Source organism: Leptospira saintgironsiae (genome assembly GCF_002811765.1).
GTDB lineage: Bacteria > Spirochaetota > Leptospiria > Leptospirales > Leptospiraceae > Leptospira_B > Leptospira_B saintgironsiae.
Genome location: NZ_NPDR01000002.1, coordinates 1 through 17,173 on the forward strand (window position 1 = coordinate 1; position 17,173 = coordinate 17,173).

Sequence of the window (17,173 nt, forward strand, 5' to 3'; positions counted from 1 at the left end):
GCGAAATGTGTCGGGATCTTTTCCTTTTTTAGAGATCCACACTGCTAAAAAGAAAAGGATTCCTAATATTAAAAATGTAGAAAGTCCATATCCTAAATATTTAGGGATCCAGATCGTATTTGCTTCAGAGACCCATTGTATATATATAAAATTCCAACTTAAAAAACCTAGAATAAAACCGATCCCGCTTCCTAAGAGTGCAAACCAGGAGGAAAATGAACCTTCTCCTATTCTATATAGATGACCGCTGATGCAGGAACCTGATAAGGACATTCCGAATCCGAATGCAAGTCCTCCCAGAAGAAGATGTATATGCACTGGAGAAATAAACGCATTAGGAGGAAGATAACCTGCATTAGGATCAGGGATCCAGGCTCCAAAAACTATTGAGTATCCGATAGTTGAAACTGCTAAAGCGGTTAAGATCCCAATAAGACCGGTACTTTCTTTTTTAATTAGGAAATCCTTAAAATTACAGAAAAAACAAAAACGGGTTCTTTGCATCAGGAATCCTAAAGATCCGCCCGCTAAAACACTGAAGGAAAAATCTCTTCCGTATCCTTCCTTCTCATTCAAATAATATGAAATATAAAATAGAAGAATGGAAACTATGCCAAAGCCTAGATAACGTTTCCATTCTCCGTTTTTGAACAGGGAAATATCTTCTGACATTCGCCTCTTCTTTTATTTTCCTGTCCAGACACTGCCGGAAGGATTGTCTATTGGAACTCCTACAGAATTTCCATATTCAGTCCAGGAACCGTCGTATTGTTTTGCTTCGTAGCCTAGGAGTTTTGATAGAACGAACCAAGAGTGGCTGGATCTTTCTCCTATTCTGCAATATACGATTACTGGTTTAGAGCCGTCTACTCCAGCTTCTGAATAAAGTTTTTTTAATTCTGCTACTGGTTTAAAAGTTCCATCATCTTGGTTTACTGCTTTTGCCCAAGGAAGATTGACCGCTCCAGGAACATGCCCAGCGCGGATCGCTAACTCTTGGATACCTTGAGGTGCGATAACTTTTCCGCTGAATTCATCAGGAGAACGAATATCTAATAATACAGTTTTGTTTTTGGATTCAACCGCTTTGAGAACATCAGGGAGTTTTGCTCTCAACTTTTTATTTTCACCAGAGATCTTATATGCGGTTGCGGTAGGGTTCGGAGTTTCGGAAGCTAATGGTCTTTTTTCCAATTCCCATTTCTTTCTTCCTCCGTTTAAAATTTTTACGTCCTTATGTCCGTAGTAATGAAAAATCCAAGCTCCCCAAGTAGCGAACCAGTTATTATTATCTCCATATAACACAACTGTGGAATCGTTATCGATCCCTGCTTTGGAAACAAGCTCCTTGAATTTTTCCTTAGACACGATATCTCTTCTGGGTTGATCCACAAGGTCCGTATGCCAACGGAAATTTATCGCACCCTTGATATGTCCTTTTTCATATACACCCGGATCCACACTCACTTCGATGAGACGGATCTTTGGGTTTTCCAAATTTTTGCTTAACCATTCCGTATCCACCAGAGAATCTTCGGGGGATGCCTGTAAGCCGAAAGATCCGGCGAGAAGAAACAGTAAGAATAAAACAGATACGAACTTTCTCATTTTATTTACCTCTTGTCTTATATTTTGTCGAGGTCTGGAAGCTACAAATATTACTATCCCAAATGACGGAAAAAATCCGTTATATTGAACAATATATTTAATATAACGCAATGGAATTAAATGGTGGGGCTAGGTAGAAGGGTGGAAGGAACTCCTTACTGCAAGGATTCCGCGTATTCTTTCAGTTTAGAGAAAAATCTGTCCGCTTCCGGATAGGCCAGGTGAAGTGCATCGCTGTCTTCGTAGATATCTTTGTTATCAATAAACCAAAGATATTGAGAAGAAGGAAAATTTTTCTGAACAGTTTCTCTGGTTCTGGTTTCTTTCGCGGAGACCAGAATTTCAGGATGCATTGGCATTTCGAAAAATATAGGCCTGACTCCCTTTGCTTCTAATTCTTTCAGAACAGAAGAAAGATAGATCATTCTATCATTCAATTTTTTTTGTTCTACGGCAGCGCCATACCAACGTCTTACTTCTTGTAGATGTTCTTCCTTTAGTCTTTTGGAAATTTCGAGAGATTCTTTTTCTCCCTTTGGTTCCGGTTTTGCTTCTGCTGCAAAAAATCGATCCGTAAATTGGGTCACAAATCCGACTGCATAATTCAAAGGTTGTTTTTCAGATCTAAGAACAGGGAAATTCCTTCTGGTGAAAACGAAAAAAGGATCAGTATTCTCTTGGGAGAATTTTTCATTTTCTTTTACCGAAAGTTGGTTCACTTCTATCAAAACAAATTTAGGAGAAGTATCTGAATTTTTTAATATAGATAATCCTGTTAATGCACCTTCTCCCACTAAGGAAAGATTGAACCAACCCGAGTCGGACTTTGGTAACATTCTATCCGACATAGAAGATCCAACGATCACATATTTGGAATCTTTTCCTTCTGTTAAAAAACTTTCTACTCTAACTCTGTTATGCTGCCACCAACTCTGTTTTGGTATTTTCTGAGGAGAAAGAAAATATACAAAACCGGAATATAATCCTAAGAAAAACAGAAAGAATGTAATGAGTCTGATAAAAAATTTCATAATTAAAACTGAAAATAAATAAACGCGGCAGAAGGCCCCTTGTTTAGAACGATCATAAATAGAAGGAATGCATAACCTATCGTCGAAACATTTTCTGTTGTTTCTTCCGGATATTTCTCTTTATACCATCCATAAAAATGATAGAAGAACACAGGGATCGAAAAGAATATTAAGAATGTGCAAAGTTCCCAATCAGTTCCCAAACTTAAATTTGTGCCTAATAATTTTAGATACTTAACCGCAGTTTGGAAATCAGGCAAACGGAATAATAGCCAGAGAAGTGAGACATTCAGAAACACAAACCCAGCCTTTATAAAGGAAAAGAAACGATTTTCAGGAAGTTTAAATGGAAAATTCTGATCTAAAAATCTTTCTACAAGTAATAAAAGTCCGTGGCCGATTCCCCAAACCATATATCTCCATTCTGCTCCGTGCCAAAGTCCACCTAAAGCCATGACCAAAAATAGATTTATATAAGTCCTGAAATTTCCTTTTCTATTTCCACCCAAAGGAATATACAAATAATCTCTGAGCCAGGTAGAAAGAGAAATATGCCATCTTCTCCAGAATTCAGAGAAGTTAGAAGATATATAAGGAAAATTGAAATTGGTAGGAAGTCTATATCCGAATAAAAATGCAGTTCCAATCGCAATCAAAGAATAACCTGCAAAGTCAGCAAAGATCTGGGCAGAATATCCGAAGATCAAAAGTATTAAAGTGAGAGTGGAATGATGTGCATTATAAGGAAAATCGATAACAAATGTAAGATCATTCAGATTATCTGCGATTACCGTTTTTAAAAAATATCCTAAGATCAGGATTTTCGCCGCTGCAATCCAAGGAATATCCTTGAAATCTTTTGTTTTTATCTGAGGAAAAAATTCTTTCGCCTTAACGATAGGACCAGCTACCAGCTGAGGGAAAAAATTAATATATAGAGAAGATTGAAGAATTAGTTTAGGGTAGGGGACCTTCTCCTTGAAAATTTCAGGACCGATCCTGTAAAAATCCACTACCATGCTGATTCCATGAAAGGTATAAAAAGAAATACCGATCGGAAGTGGTATTAGAAAAATCCAATGTAGGTCTGAGGCCCCTGAATTGCCTAAGAAAGTTTTGGCAAATAGACCACTATATTTAAAGAAAAATAATACACTTAAGTTTAGGACTACACCTAATGCTAAGACAGCTTTTTTAGATTTGAAATTGGGGGTTTGGATCAGGTAAACGATACTCGCGTTCCAGAAGATAGAGAACAAAAGTAATATGAGTAACCAAGGATCAGTATATGCGTAAAAATAAAAACTTGCTCCGACTACCGTCAGAAGTTGAAATCTTTTTAGAAAAGGTAGGTAGTAGAGAGTAAAGGTGATCAGTAAGAATATGAAAAATCCAAAACTATTAAAATTCATGGGAAAGAAAATCTGACTGGTTTAAATTCTTTCCTGTGACCTTTAGGTCAAGAACCTATTATACTTCTCTGGCTTCCTTAACTAAAAACATTTCGATCTCTCCCTTGTTCTTAGCTTTTATCAATCCCCTTGACTCGCAAATAAAATCCTCTCTCACAAAATGGAATGTGTCTAAGGAGATATTTACTTCTCCAGCGACTCCTGAGCTTTCCATACGGCTTGCAGTGTTGACTGTATCTCCCCAGATATCATATGCAAATTTTTCAGTGCCGATCACTCCTGCCACCACGCTGCCGGTATGGATACCCAAACGTAGTTCCCAGGTAGGAAGGCCTAAACTTTGCCTTTCTTCCTTCTGCTTTTTCATGAATTGTTGGAATTCCAATCCACAGAAAACTGCATCTCTTGCATGAGTATTATTTGGTGTAGGAAGTCCAGCAACGGCCATATAGGCATCTCCGATCGTCTTGATCTTCTCCAAGCCGTATTTTTTGGCGATCTTATCGAATTCTGCAAAGAAAAAGTGGAGTTCCTTCACGAGTTCCTCCGGGCTCATTTTTTCTGCGATTTGAGTGAAACCAGCCATATCGGTGAATAATACTGTAACGCTATCATAACGTTTTGGTTGGACAGTATCGTTCATTTTCAATTCATCTGCAATTGATTCAGGTAGAATGTTCCTAAGTAGGTTGTCTGACTTTTTTCTCTCTATATTTAAGTTTCTGCTAAGTATAAAGATCAATATCCCTGTAAGGATCTGTACGAAGATATAATTTCCCCCCAGATCCATATATTCTGAGTCTCTATCCTTTTGAGGAACAATGAAGTTTGGATATAAATATTCGAATATATATAAGAAGCCAGTGACAAACGCGTAGAATCCATAAATGAATAATATATTATGATTTTTTAAAAGAATAGTGGCGATCACCAATGCAGGAATGAAATAATAATGATTTCCTCCATTGGAACCTCCATGTAAAAACCAAAGAGAAGATAAATATACAAGTATCGTTAGATTTAAAGGCCAGAAAAGAACATAATAAATGTTCTTAAATCTGGAAAAATAATACATAATAAGCAGAATAACACCGGAGATCAGGTTCAGTATAATGACTCTATGAGAATATTCGGTTGTCTCTTCGAAGATGGAGCCTAATATATTTAAACTTCCGTTTACTAAGGAAATTGCGTTGAATAATCTATGCTCTAAGGAATTTCTTTTAGGATCCCCGAAAATTAGGTAAATAAGCTGGATAAGTTTCTGTTTCATATAGAAAGATCGGGGACGATTCTGTTCCCGAAGTAAAAATCTTTCAATGCTTTTAAAATAGAAAAAAGGCCGGCTCCCTTAGATTTGGATTGCCTGGAAATGTCGAATAATATCTTCCATTGGGAGAATAGTATGGAATATCTTTCTCCCCGCGAAAATCTGGGGTCGTAAATATTCGTAGATTCGGAAGTAACTCCATTCAATTCCACTATATGCAGATCTTTTCCTTCTAAAAAATCATTGAGGGAAGAGAATCTAATATCGTATCTTCCGAAATAAAAACCTTTAAAAGAAGAAGAGATCTCATGGATCTTATTTTCTAATTCAGGAGTGATCCATTCTGAACCATCCAAGAATAAGGTTCCCTGGCAATGGTTTCCGGCCTCTGAAAGGCAGATAGTTTCTCCTAATTTAGGGACCTTCTCCCAAGAATCTGAAAATCTTTTTTGAAATGTTTCTTTCTGTATTTTAAATCTGGGATGATTCTCCACCAATTGAGAAAGAGTAGAGATCCCATTTCCAACGATCTTCGGAAATACTTTTCTGGTGATTGAAAATATCCTACCTTTGGTTTCGTTTGGATATCTATAATAAAAAACCCCAACTTCAAATGGCCCTGGATGGAATTCTTGGATGAGTAGATCTACATTTGATTCCAGCAAACATTCTTCCAAATGTTTCGGGCTTAAAATTTTTCGGACACCTTGGCCTCTTTGTCCTGAATCAGGTTTGAGTATAACCGGAAATTCTAATCCAAGAGAATTCATTTTTTCTAAAATAGAATGTACATCTTTGGATCCTTTAGGAACTAAAAAGAATTTTAGTATGTTTTTAGGATCTAATTGTTGTAAAATTTTAAATTTAGATTCTCCTACAAGTCCACCGAGAGGAATTCCTGGATTTGCTGAAGCGATCGTTCCAAATCCTAAAGAAGAAAATGATCCGGATCGAATGGACCGAATTGATTCGAATGCTATATACGGTATTAGAGGTAGATACAATTTCCAAGTAGGCCAGAACTCCATTGGATCTGATTTCCTAAGAAGATCCTGTTCTGTTTGAGTTTCTAACATTAGATAACCGGATCCCAAGAAAGTATCAGCTTATTTGCATTATATTGTAATGTAGAAATCGCAAAACCAAAACTTTCAGGAATATCTTCGAACCCAAGATCATGTTCGAGAGCAACTCGGATAATTGCTTCATGATGGATGGTATGTTCTTGCACATAAAGTAATTCTCTTTCCCAAGAAGAACTTACCACATTCTCCAGCCCGGAAGAAGTATGAACTAGATAAGATACTTGGACTTCTCCTTCCCAATTTTTTTGTTCGAATTCCTTTATTAATTCTAAAAGACGATTTGCTGCTTCTTTAGGAGAATTTTCATAAAGAGGATTTCTTTCCCTTTGGTCATAAGAAACGAATCCCGCGTCATAACCGTTCAATAAAGCTTCCGCAAATTCCAAACAATGTCGGACTTGTTTGCCAATGCTTGCTCCGGACAATAGATGTAATGGACGAGTATAATTTCTTTCAGAGATCCTATATAATAAGTCTGCAAATCTCGAAAAAAGGATCTCGAGGGAATCGGTTAAGTCTGATTTTGTCTGCCTCATCGAGGGAAACTTCGATAGTTAAGAGCTCAGGTTACAGAGTAGAATAAAAAAACGCCTGCATAAGCAGGCGTTTCTGAAAGGAATATTCGGTTTGATATCAGCCGAATTTTCCAGAAATATAATCTTCCGTTTCCTTTTTGGAAGGATCATGGAACATCTTTTTAGTCGTATCGAATTCCACTAAGCGACCCATATAGAAGAAGCCGGTATAATCGCTTACCCTTGCAGCTTGCTGCATATTATGTGTCACGATCACGATGGTATAAGAATCCTTAAATTCAGAGATAAACTCTTCTACCTTTTTAGTAGAGATTGGATCCAATGCTGAACAAGGTTCATCCATTAAGATCACTTCTGGATTCATTGCGATTGCTCTTGCAATACATAACCTTTGCTGTTGTCCGCCGGAAAGTCCAAGAGCGCTATCGTTCAATCTGTCCTTAACTTCTTTCCAAAGTGCGGATTTTCTCAAACTTTCTTCGACAATATGGTCCATCTCGTCTTTAGAGACACCGCCGTTCAGTTTTAAACCGTAAGCGATATTCTCATAAATAGATTTAGGAAAAGGGAAGGACTTTTGGAAAACCATTCCGACCCTTTTTCTAAGTTCCACAACGTTCATGAGAGGATCATAAATATTGATCCCATCTATTTCCAGTTTACCATTCACTTTAGAACTGTCGATCACGTCGTTCATACGATTGATTGATCTTAAAAAAGTGGATTTACCACAACCAGAAGGTCCGATGAACGCAGTGACCTTCTTTGCATTGATTTCTAAAGAGATATCATGCAACGCTTGGTTTTCACCGTAGAAAAAATTGAAATGGCGGGATTTTATTTTTACTTTTGTATCTTTCATCTGCGATTAACTCCTCGCATCTCCAATAAAAACGTTATACATGGGCCTTACCCCTGGACTTCCTGATTCTGTATCTTAAAAATGTAGCGAAAAAACTCATCCCGAAGGTAAGAGTTAATAATACCACTGTGGTAGCATATTGTTTCGGCATTGCTGCGTCCACATCAGGCGATTGAGTTGCCAATACGAATAAATGGTAACCTAATTGCATGAACTGATCTGAAAGGTGAGAAGGTAATTCCGGTAAGGAATACACAACTCCTACGAATAAGATAGGAGCCACTTCTCCTGCTCCTCTTCCGATTGCAAGAATTGCTCCTGTTAAGATTCCAGTTAGAGAATTTGGTAGGATCAATTTCCAAATGGTTTGCCATTTGGTTGCGCCTAACGCGAGGCTGGATTCTCTCATTTCTCTCGGAATACTTCTCATAGTTTCTTCTACCGAGATAATGACTACGGGTAAGGTAAGGATCGCAAGAGTTGCTGCGGCCCAGATCAGAGCTGGTTTTCCCCAAACAGGAGTAGTATTACTTGCAACATAATCCATTCCCTTTCCGAGAAATTGGATAAAAAATCCTACACCGAATAGACCAAATACAATGGAAGGAACTCCTGCGAGAGTATTGATCGCAAATCTGACGGTCATTGCAAACTTAGAATCTCTTGCAGTATATTCAGAAAGAAAGATCCCAGTAGCAGTCCCAATCGGAATGCTAAATAAGATCATTATAAAAACTAGATATACTGTTCCATAGATTGCAGGAAATATCCCGCCTTCTAAGTTATTATTCCTTGGTGCTTCCGTCAGAAATTCCCAGCTAATACCTGAAATTCCCTTATAGAATATATTTCCAAGCATGAGAAGGACGGCCGATAAAATGAGTCCTGTAGCAAGCATAGGAGCACCGAGAGCTAATATGGAATAAATTTTATCTTTTATGACTCTTCTTTTTTTAAGTCTAACTTTTTTCCATTTCAAAGAGGTTTACCAAATCTTGTTTGTTTAGGTTAGGAGCCTTGGAACTTTTTCATAAGCCGTTTTTTAACATACAGCTCAGTGATTGCGTTCAAGGAAAAAGTGAATAGGAAAAGAAGAACTCCTAGGAAAAACAGAATATTATAATGTTCCGATCCCCAGATAACTTCTCCCATTTCCGCACCGATCGTGGCGGCAAATGTCCTACTCGGATCAAAAATACCGAAGCTCATCATTGGGGCATTTCCAGTAGCCATAAGAGCGATCATTGTCTCTCCAAAGGCTCTTCCTATGCCTAAAAGTACTGCTGCAAATACGCCAGGCAATGCTGCAGGAAGCATAACTCTATAAGCGGTTTGCCATTCAGTAGCGCCTAATGCTAAAGAAGCTTGTCTATAAGATTGAGGCACTGTGCTTAATGCGTCTTCTGCCACAGTAAATATGATAGGAGTGACTGCGATAGCAAGACCGATCCCTCCAGTCAAAGCGTTCAATCTGAAATCTATGTCGAAGGTTGCCTTTACTAAAGTAGCAACATCCATTAAACAGAAAAATCCGATCACAACGGAAGGGAAGTTTGCAAGCATTTCAATTGCTGGTTTTACTATCTCTCTTACTCTTGCAGGTACAAAAAACGTAATATTCAAAGCAGCTAAAATAGCTAAAGGCGCTCCGAGTAGAATCGCTATAATTGTAGTTTTTGCAGTTCCTACGATCAAAGGTAGAATACCAAACTTAGGAACAGAAGATACCGGCTGCCATATTTTGCTGAAAAGATTTTCGAAAAGAGAAAGTTTTTCAGGTTCTGGAGCAGCAACAGCAACAGGTTTATTTAATTCTAAAGTATCTCCATCGGGATTATATTCCGTAGGAGCCTGTGCCGTAGGTGCATCCGAGCTGGAGTCAGGATTATATTCCGATGGCGCTCCGGAGCTTTGTATAGTAGAGGTGGCTTGCGGAGAATCTGAGAAGAATAAGGAAGAAGCTTCTCTAAAGACGAAGAAAAAAATAAGAAGAATGATAAGGATGGAAGTTGCAGCGGTTCCTTTTACTAAGGTTTCCGCGAAAACGTCTATTTTTCTTCTGCTCGGATGTAATAGATATCTCAGCAGAGGATCGAGTTTGCTCATTGAATATTCCGAATTCTGGATTTAAGAACGGCCCCCGTTCCCGGGAGCCGATCACACAATATTACTTTTTCTTAAGAGGGAAGTAACCTACGTCCTTCACTACTTTTTGTCCGTCTTTTCCAATCACCCAATCGATAAACTTTTTAGTTTGGTCTTTAGGTGCTTCTCTCAGATAAAAATATAGATATCTGGAGATTGGATATTTATTGGTCAAAATGTTCGCTTCAGTTGGAAGTTCCGCTTTAGAGTTTGCGTCTGCAGAAACTGCAACGTCTTTAACTCCGGAAGCGTAAGCTGCTCCACCGTAACCGATTCCCCATTTGTCTTTGGAGATTGCGTTAACTAGTGCTGCAGTTCCTACCATATGTTGTGCAGAAGGATCAAAGTCTTGTTTTTCCAAAGCATGTTCTTTGAAATACTCGTAAGTTCCGGAGTTATTCTCGCGGCTATAAAGTACGATTTTATGATCTTCTCCGCCAACTTCTTTCCAATTAGTGATCTTTCCTGTGAAAATTTTACGGATTTCTTCCAGAGAAAGTTTTGCGACTGGATTCTTTTTGTTTACATAAAGAGAAATACCGTCGATTGCAACCTTGATTTCCACACCATTGGAATTATATTTTTCCTTTAATTGCTGGATTTCTTGAGGTTTGAGAGGGCGAGAAGCAGAACAAATATCTGTAGTTCCGTTGATCAGAGCTGCGATCCCAGTTCCGGATCCTCCTCCTGTAACTTGGAATTGAACGGATTTATCCGGGAAGGTTTCGGTCCATTTTTGAACCAGGATAACCATCGTATCGGATCCTTTTATTGTGATTGTCTTTTTCTCTTCCCCGGATACGGAAAATGAAGAAAGAGCGAATGCTAATAAGACAATAAGTCTTAAACCTATCTTTTTCATCTGTTTGATATTTCTCCTGAAATATTTTTGAATCATAAATGAGAACCGTTACGAACGGATTTCTCGAATATTACAATCCTGATACACTCTGTTCTGCTGCGTAGATTTGGCATTTTAACGCATTCTACGAAAATAAGCCCTTGCTGCAAGAAAGTACACAAGGGCTTTTTAATGTTAGTTGGTAGGAAATCCTACTGCTGTCTTAATCTTCTTCCCACAATCTCCTCCGGCTTGCCCCAGGTTTGGATCACAGGTATAATATCTAAAATTCACTGGACTCGCGTTTGTAGGAATTCCTGAACCCAAGAAACCCAAGCTGCTGCAAGTAGAAGTAGAAAGGGCAGATTTCCTAAGTTCTGTATCCAGAGAATGTCCAAACATTACATAAAGATAATAGTTGGTCGGAGAGATCGTAGAATTAGAAACTCCCAAAACGGTGAAATGATCGTAACATTCTCCCGTATAGTCAGTGAAATTTCCTGCAACCTCTACTACTACGATGGAATTGTTTCCGTCATCAGGAGTTCCAATCAAGGCTCCCAATAGTGCAGAATCTTCCTTTGTATTGGAAGAGCAAGAAATTGCTAAAAGTCCCAAAAGTGGAAGTATGAATTTAAGTTTAGATTTCATAATATTTACTTTCTCCTCTTCTTAATCTAACCTGGAGTTTAGTTGGTCCGGTGTAACCATTCCGGTCCAGAAAGTTGCCTGAAGCTGGAAGTAAACAGTTTGGTTATTGATCGTTTCAGGTTCTCTGGTCACAGGATCTATCCCCAATTTCAGAACTGGGATTTGATAGAATAATTGTGCTTTAAATAGATGTTTGTCTCCGAAAAGATTTAAACCGACCCAGTAATATTTTTTAAGATCGTTATCTTCTATCTTACCGTTACGATTGAAATCTCCTTTTAGGAAATCATATCTGAAAACAGGCATAATATAATATTTATCGAATATTTGGATATTATATCCTACTGTTGCCTGCCATCCTGAAAGACTGTTGGATGCCGCGCCGGTATAAGTTGTATAAGCTCCACTTAGGTAGAAACCGTTCCAACTCATAGTTCCGTCGTAGGTATAACCTCTTAGGTCCAGATTTTTTTGGCAATAGCTGGTTTGGTAGCTTGGAACAGTACAATCAGCAGTACTATTATCAGCAGTGGTTTGAGTAGTAAGAAGATACTGAGTAGGAGCTCCTCTTGGGATCGCACCATCCACAGCAAGGGAAGAAGCAGGGCCAGAACTAAAGCTTACGTTCTTGGTTTGCATTGTAGCAGCACCTAAGGAAATTTTTAGATCTTTTTGGAAGATCTCTTCTCCTTCCTGCCAGCCTACATTACTACCGTTTTCTTTCACCAAACCACCCAAAACGTTCCATTGAAGTCTCGCAAAATATAAAGGAGAATTCAGGATAGGTTGATTCGGTCTACCTGCAACAGTTAGATCTTGGCGTCTACCAGTTCCGTAGTCACCACCACCACCATGTCCGTTACCGGCCATAAGATCGATGGTCAGATATTTTTCGTATTTTCCTTCAAAAAAATCTTTTAAAGGAGAAAGTCTTAGGTTCACACCCATATCGAACTGAGGATAAGCGTTTGTCATATAAGAACGTTCTAATGCAATGAAGTTCGCAGAAGACATCAGATATTCTCTGTGGAATTGAGTAGGCAATTGGCCGAAGCTCAATCTTGCTCCCAAGATAGGAATGTTTACAAAAAGGAATGCTTCTTGGATATAACCTCTTCCTTCTCTTAAGGAAACATTAGTCACTTCTCCAGTGGAATTCTTAGTTTGGGTAATATAAGGAGCATTCAACATGTTCTCTCCCCTTAAGTTCAGAGCCATTCCCCACCAGGAATTACCTTGGTATTGTAATCCTAAACGAAGACGTCTGAAGTTCCAATCCACAGAATTAAAATCTTCATTACCGTTATTATAATTGGATCCGGTCTGTGCAGAGATACCTCTGAATTGTACCCTACCAGTGATGGTAAGTCTTTCCTTTTGGAGTTCGTCCGGTCTGCTTGTGAAATGGTTTGGATAAGGATTGAACTTAGGCTCGTTCTTATTGATGGCTTTATCCATCTTACTTTTAAAACGACCTGGACCAGGTTTGGTATATAATTGCCCATCCTGATCTTCATAAATAGTGAATTCTTCCTGCTTAGGTTTTTCCACTTTAGGAGTGTCGCCTGCTTGTGCAAGTTCCGTTCCCGGTGTAGTTCCCTGGGAGAAAATCGCCTGAGAATAGATGAATAGTCCCAGAATAAGAAAACTAGATCTAATCCCGTCTAAGTTCTTTCTATTTTTAGATTTCTGCTTCATTCAGAGTTACCTTTTCGATTCGCTTCCTTGAGTTTTTACCCTGCGAATTCTGTTTTACGTTTAGGTAACAGAATGATCTTTTTTAGTTACAAAATGATTACAGTATGGAGATGATTTGGTTACAGGCCTCCTGTGGCGAAGTTTTGTGCAAAACTGGTATCATTTAAGTTACAGAAATAAGACTAAATAATCTAAACATATGATTAGTTTTTAGGCTTTTCCTTCCAGACTTCTCTTCATATCAGACGCATCCTTGGTGAAACTTCTGGAAGCTAGGAACACAAATAGGGAAGTCAATAGCACAGTAACTGGGATCAGAAAGAGAGAATCGTGAAGACCAATCGCCTTAAATTGTTCTGTCATCTCTGTCGTGCCTGAGCGTAACATCGCAGATTTAGTCAAATAATCCGAGAACCAACCAACAACTGCGGGACCTGCCGCTCCGCCTAACAGATACATAGCCGCAAAATAGATTGCCATTGCAGTGGCTCTTAATCTAGGTTCGATCACGTCATGTATCGCTGGATAAACGCAGGTATAATAATTATAAGAAAGTAACCATCCAAAGCCTAACAAAAGTGAGAAGAATAGAACCAGCTCTTCTGATTGAAGTAATGCAAGAAAGATTAGAATTCCAGAGATGAGCAAATTGAATGCTCCAAATAGAAGGCGACCTCTTTCCGATTTCTGGTGGATCTTATCTGCAATCCAACCGCCGACTGTTAAGCCAACTAAACCAGTGATCCCAACTATAAATCCTGTGGTGATTGCAGCTTTTACCAAAGTGAAATGATAATATCTTTGTAATAAAGAAACTAGGAAACTATTCACTGCATACGCCGCAAAATTGAATGTAAGACCGGATAAAATGATCCACCACATAGTAGGAATTCTTAATACTTTTTTAATCGGTTGAGTAGGTGGGACTTTAGATATTTGTATAGATTCCGCGGCTCCTCTTTCAGGTTCTCGGATAAAGAAGAAGAAGATAGAAAGAAGAATTCCAGGCAAGGCCGCTATGAAAAAAGGAGCTCTCCAGGTTCCGAACGCTTTTACCATTGCTCCGACTGTAAAGAATGCAAGTACGAGCCCCAAAGGAAGGCCTAACATAAAAATACCAACTGCTCTTGCTCTTTTATGAGAAGGAAAAAGATCTCCTATAAGAGAATTTGCAGCAGGCGCGTAACTCGCTTCTCCTATTCCAACACCCATACGAACAGAAACAAAAGATAAATAATTCCAAGCATATCCATTCAAAGCAGTGAATGCGCTCCAGATTGCAAGTCCCCAGCCTATGATCTTTTTACGGCTCCAAGTATCAGCGAGTCTTCCTAAAGGTAAACCGGCGATGGCATAGATTACAGTGAACGCGGATCCTACTATACCTAATTGAAGATCACTTAGGTCCCATTCATGTCGAATAGGTTCTATGATGATTGCAGGGATTGTTCGATCAAAAAAGTTGAGAAGGTTTGCCAAGAATAGAAGGATCAGGATTCTCCATGCATGTTTGGCTTGATTCGAGTTCGATTCCATCACTTTGTGTCTCCCAAGGGCCGTAATTACCCCCGGCTAGGAAGAAAAAGCAAATCATAAAATTATAATTCGAACGATTGTTCTGGTATAAATATATAAAATATAATTAATGAACGGATGTTAGGTGATAAATTAGAACATCTTCTTCTTCCATTTGGAAGAAGAAGATTATATCAATAGAGAGAGAAACGAACTGGAACGTAAACTTTTACAGTGATCGCTTTTCCTTCTAACATGGAAGGAGAGTAACGTTTTTTGTAAAATGCTTGGATCGCAGATTCTTCTAATCCGTATCCTAAGGTTTTACCAATATTACGTACTCTTAAAACTTCTCCTGAATCAGCGATGATCACTTCTAAGGTAAGAGTTCCACCAATACCTGCAGACTGAGCATCTTTAGTATATTCAGGTTGAAGGTTCGGAGAAAGATCCACTGGAGCAGTAGCACCTGAAACGATTGCGTCTTGAGCGCCTGCGATCCTGGAATCTTCTTTTTTCTTAAGAGTATCAGTAACTTCGAATTCTCCATCGTCAGGAGCTTCTCCCACGTTTGGATCCTGGATCACAAGATTCTCCACGAAAGCGACTTCGTCGATCAGCTTGTCCAGATGATCGTAAGTATTCGGAGGAGTGTACCAGAAAAGAAGAGCCGCGATCTGTAGAACAGCAGAAGAACCTAAGAAGGTTTCCATTCTGTAACGATCAACAAACCTGCGAAGGCCTGAACGTTTTTTGGAAGAAGAAGGAGAGGAAACTACTTGGTTCATTTCAAACCTCCTCCTTGCGTAGTTTTAGTAACCAGAGAAACTTTTAATGCCCCGGCTTCTTTCAAAAGTTCGAAAACATTGTCCAGGTCTGCATAACTCAGATCTTTATCCGCATGGATAAGGACTTTCAGGTCGGGAGTGGTTGCAAGTTTGGCACGAACGTTATTGATCGCTTCGTTCAAAGGCATCTTTACTTGGTTAAAGTAAATGGACTTCTCGTTATCAGCGCTTAAATATAAATTCGCAATTTTCTTATTAAGCTGCTCTCCTCCGGGAACATCCGGAAGAGCGATTGGAAGATCCGGATCCGTATCAAGGACCGAGGTCACCATAAAGAATACCAAAAGAAGAAAGGCGATATCGGCCATGGAGCTGACCGGAATAGAAGGTGAAGCTTTTTTCTTTTTAAGTGCCATATCTTATTTTAATCTTTTTACGGAGACTTGTTTGAATCCTCTTAACTGCACTGCAGAAAGAGCATCTAACATATTTCCGTATTTTGTTTCGCCGGTCGTTTTGATCAGAGCGACTTTTTCTTCGAGATTCGGGATTTCAATATCGTTCAGATCTTTTCTGAATTCTGCCAGATCCTTGTAATCACGAGTGCCGAGGACTTTGTTCCTCATCTTGATCGTTTCGCCAGTCACCAATATCTCGTAGATATTCTCTCTTAAAACAAGGGTGGGGTTGGAGTTTTTGCGGGGAAGCTGGATATTCAGACCTTCCTTCACGAAAAACACCGCGGTCACCATAAAGAATACAAGTAGAAGAAACGCGATATCCGACATGGAAGAGGCTGAAATTTCTTCCAAACCTCTTTTTTTCTTAAGCTGAATCATATTCCGAATTCCTAATTAATGGAAAAGCTAAACTTAAGCTCTTGCGTTGCGTTTCAGGAATTCTTTGTAAATTCTGTTTGCAGCTTCTTCCACTTCGGAAGTGAATCCGTCGATCCTGGAAGTCAAGTATTGGTGGAAAGTCATTGCAGGAATTGCGATGATCAAACCAGCCGCAGTGGTGATAAGAGCTTCTTTAATACCACCCGCTACCACTTTCGCGTTAACTTGGTCGGCATTTGCGATTGCGTCGAATGCGTTGATCATACCCGAAACTGTTCCTAAGAACCCGATCAAAGGAGCGATGGTCGAAACCGCAGCTAAGATCACAAGTCCTCTTTCAAGAACTACGATCACTTCAGCAGCTTCTCTTTCGATACCTTTTGCGAAAATTTCAGCGTTACCTGCAGATACATCGATACCATTCTTTAAGATATCAGAAATTTTATAAGAAGGGTTTGCATCGATGAATTCTTTTGCTCCATCGAAACCTTTTTCATCTACCTTCTCTCCTAAATCGATATTAAAACCTTTAGGAAGAAGTTTGGAAGTAGTAAGGAAGTAGATCCTTTCGAAAATGATTGCAAGAGCAATGATAGAAGAAAGAGCCAATGGATACATTGTCCATCCACCCTTATTGAACAGGTCTACGAATCCCCAAGTCCCACTTTTTTCAGCAGGAGCCGGTGCAGGTTGTTCTGCAGGTGCAGTGGTTTGTTCAGTTTTAGTTGCGTCAGTAGGCGCAGTATCTTGAGAGAAAGTAGGTAGAGTTGCAGTAAGAACAAATCCTCCTACAAGTGCAATGGCAATCCATTGGCGTAGAGAGAGATTAGTATATCGATTATGCATAGCTTTCGGAAGCTCCATAAGAAGTAATGAGACATTTTTACTTGAT

General features: G+C 39.0%; 18 protein-coding genes. All 18 read right to left on the reverse strand.

Going from position 1 to position 17,173, the window contains the following annotated elements:
• Nucleotides 1-672: YeeE/YedE thiosulfate transporter family protein (locus CH362_RS05045; protein ID WP_133124479.1), on the reverse strand; the 672-nt coding region annotated here is incomplete at its 3' end.
• 12 nt (nt 673-684) lie between these two features.
• Nucleotides 685-1,608, reverse strand: a complete 924-nt coding sequence (locus tag CH362_RS05050; protein ID WP_100709282.1) for a sulfurtransferase — start codon at nt 1,606-1,608, stop codon at nt 685-687.
• A 155-nt stretch (nt 1,609-1,763) separates the two neighbouring features.
• Complete coding sequence (locus CH362_RS05055; protein ID WP_100709283.1) at nt 1,764-2,639, reverse strand: hypothetical protein; 876 nt, start codon at nt 2,637-2,639, stop codon at nt 1,764-1,766.
• A gap of 2 nt (nt 2,640-2,641) precedes the next feature.
• Nucleotides 2,642-4,051 carry an MBOAT family O-acyltransferase gene (locus CH362_RS05060; RefSeq protein ID WP_100709284.1) on the reverse strand — a complete coding sequence of 470 codons (1,410 nt, stop codon included), beginning with the start codon at nt 4,049-4,051 and terminating at the stop codon, nt 2,642-2,644.
• Between the two features lie 58 nt (nt 4,052-4,109).
• Nucleotides 4,110-5,324, reverse strand: coding sequence for an adenylate/guanylate cyclase domain-containing protein (locus tag CH362_RS05065; protein WP_100709285.1), 1,215 nt, complete (start codon nt 5,322-5,324; stop codon nt 4,110-4,112).
• Nucleotides 5,321-6,397, reverse strand: coding sequence for an ATP-grasp domain-containing protein (locus CH362_RS05070; RefSeq protein ID WP_100709286.1), 1,077 nt, complete (start codon nt 6,395-6,397; stop codon nt 5,321-5,323). The genes CH362_RS05065 and CH362_RS05070 overlap by 4 nt, the downstream gene beginning before the upstream one ends.
• Nucleotides 6,397-6,942 (reverse strand): hypothetical protein, encoded by a 546-nt coding sequence (locus CH362_RS05075; protein ID WP_100709288.1) that lies wholly within the window; start codon nt 6,940-6,942, stop codon nt 6,397-6,399. The genes CH362_RS05070 and CH362_RS05075 overlap by 1 nt, the downstream gene beginning before the upstream one ends.
• 97 nt (nt 6,943-7,039) lie before the next feature.
• A complete protein-coding gene (gene pstB, locus CH362_RS05080) occupies nt 7,040-7,804 on the reverse strand; it encodes a phosphate ABC transporter ATP-binding protein PstB (RefSeq protein WP_100709289.1) in 765 nt (254 codons plus the stop codon).
• Nucleotides 7,805-7,838: 34 nt separating this feature from the next.
• Nucleotides 7,839-8,783, reverse strand: coding sequence for a phosphate ABC transporter permease PstA (pstA, locus tag CH362_RS05085; protein WP_100709290.1), 945 nt, complete (start codon nt 8,781-8,783; stop codon nt 7,839-7,841).
• A 29-nt stretch (nt 8,784-8,812) separates the two neighbouring features.
• A complete protein-coding gene (gene pstC / locus CH362_RS05090; protein WP_100709291.1) occupies nt 8,813-9,910 on the reverse strand; it encodes a phosphate ABC transporter permease subunit PstC in 1,098 nt (365 codons plus the stop codon).
• Nucleotides 9,911-9,971: 61 nt separating this feature from the next.
• A complete protein-coding gene (locus CH362_RS05095) occupies nt 9,972-10,811 on the reverse strand; it encodes a phosphate ABC transporter substrate-binding protein (RefSeq protein WP_100707983.1) in 840 nt (279 codons plus the stop codon).
• 174 nt (nt 10,812-10,985) lie between these two features.
• A complete protein-coding gene (locus tag CH362_RS05100; protein ID WP_100709292.1) occupies nt 10,986-11,441 on the reverse strand; it encodes an LA_3150 family lipoprotein in 456 nt (151 codons plus the stop codon).
• Nucleotides 11,442-11,462: 21 nt separating this feature from the next.
• Nucleotides 11,463-13,139, reverse strand: a complete 1,677-nt coding sequence (locus tag CH362_RS05105) for a hypothetical protein (protein WP_100709293.1) — start codon at nt 13,137-13,139, stop codon at nt 11,463-11,465.
• A gap of 210 nt (nt 13,140-13,349) precedes the next feature.
• On the reverse strand, nt 13,350-14,675 hold the full coding sequence (locus tag CH362_RS05110; protein WP_100709294.1) for a spinster family MFS transporter: 1,326 nt from the start codon (nt 14,673-14,675) through the stop codon (nt 13,350-13,352).
• A 173-nt stretch (nt 14,676-14,848) separates the two neighbouring features.
• On the reverse strand, nt 14,849-15,442 hold the full coding sequence (locus CH362_RS05115; protein WP_100709296.1) for an energy transducer TonB: 594 nt from the start codon (nt 15,440-15,442) through the stop codon (nt 14,849-14,851).
• Entirely contained in the window at nt 15,439-15,858 is a 420-nt protein-coding gene (locus tag CH362_RS05120; RefSeq protein WP_100709297.1) for an ExbD/TolR family protein, read from the reverse strand. The genes CH362_RS05115 and CH362_RS05120 overlap by 4 nt, the downstream gene beginning before the upstream one ends.
• A 3-nt stretch (nt 15,859-15,861) precedes the next feature.
• Nucleotides 15,862-16,281: an ExbD/TolR family protein gene (locus tag CH362_RS05125; protein WP_100709298.1), complete on the reverse strand. Its 420-nt coding sequence runs from the start codon at nt 16,279-16,281 to the stop codon at nt 15,862-15,864.
• A gap of 33 nt (nt 16,282-16,314) precedes the next feature.
• On the reverse strand, nt 16,315-17,127 hold the full coding sequence (locus tag CH362_RS05130; protein WP_100709299.1) for a MotA/TolQ/ExbB proton channel family protein: 813 nt from the start codon (nt 17,125-17,127) through the stop codon (nt 16,315-16,317).
• Between the last annotated feature and the right edge of the window lie 46 nt (nt 17,128-17,173).

Excerpts from the sequence above, each read along its gene's own strand:
- CH362_RS05050 (WP_100709282.1), bottom strand. The coding sequence starts at position 1,608 with ATGAGAAAGTTCGTATCTGTTTTATTCTTACTGTTTCTTCTCGCCGGA.
- CH362_RS05055 (WP_100709283.1), bottom strand. The coding sequence starts at position 2,639 with ATGAAATTTTTTATCAGACTCATTACATTCTTTCTGTTTTTCTTAGGA.
- CH362_RS05060 (WP_100709284.1), bottom strand. The coding sequence starts at position 4,051 with ATGAATTTTAATAGTTTTGGATTTTTCATATTCTTACTGATCACCTTT.
- CH362_RS05065 (WP_100709285.1), bottom strand. The coding sequence starts at position 5,324 with ATGAAACAGAAACTTATCCAGCTTATTTACCTAATTTTCGGGGATCCT.
- CH362_RS05070 (WP_100709286.1), bottom strand. The coding sequence starts at position 6,397 with ATGTTAGAAACTCAAACAGAACAGGATCTTCTTAGGAAATCAGATCCA.
- CH362_RS05075 (WP_100709288.1), bottom strand. The coding sequence starts at position 6,942 with ATGAGGCAGACAAAATCAGACTTAACCGATTCCCTCGAGATCCTTTTT.
- pstB (WP_100709289.1), bottom strand. The coding sequence starts at position 7,804 with ATGAAAGATACAAAAGTAAAAATAAAATCCCGCCATTTCAATTTTTTC.
- pstC (WP_100709291.1), bottom strand. The coding sequence starts at position 9,910 with ATGAGCAAACTCGATCCTCTGCTGAGATATCTATTACATCCGAGCAGA.
- CH362_RS05095 (WP_100707983.1), bottom strand. The coding sequence starts at position 10,811 with ATGAAAAAGATAGGTTTAAGACTTATTGTCTTATTAGCATTCGCTCTT.
- CH362_RS05100 (WP_100709292.1), bottom strand. The coding sequence starts at position 11,441 with ATGAAATCTAAACTTAAATTCATACTTCCACTTTTGGGACTTTTAGCA.
- CH362_RS05105 (WP_100709293.1), bottom strand. The coding sequence starts at position 13,139 with ATGAAGCAGAAATCTAAAAATAGAAAGAACTTAGACGGGATTAGATCT.
- CH362_RS05110 (WP_100709294.1), bottom strand. The coding sequence starts at position 14,675 with ATGGAATCGAACTCGAATCAAGCCAAACATGCATGGAGAATCCTGATC.
- CH362_RS05115 (WP_100709296.1), bottom strand. The coding sequence starts at position 15,442 with ATGAACCAAGTAGTTTCCTCTCCTTCTTCTTCCAAAAAACGTTCAGGC.
- CH362_RS05120 (WP_100709297.1), bottom strand. The coding sequence starts at position 15,858 with ATGGCACTTAAAAAGAAAAAAGCTTCACCTTCTATTCCGGTCAGCTCC.
- CH362_RS05125 (WP_100709298.1), bottom strand. The coding sequence starts at position 16,281 with ATGATTCAGCTTAAGAAAAAAAGAGGTTTGGAAGAAATTTCAGCCTCT.
- CH362_RS05130 (WP_100709299.1), bottom strand. The coding sequence starts at position 17,127 with ATGCATAATCGATATACTAATCTCTCTCTACGCCAATGGATTGCCATT.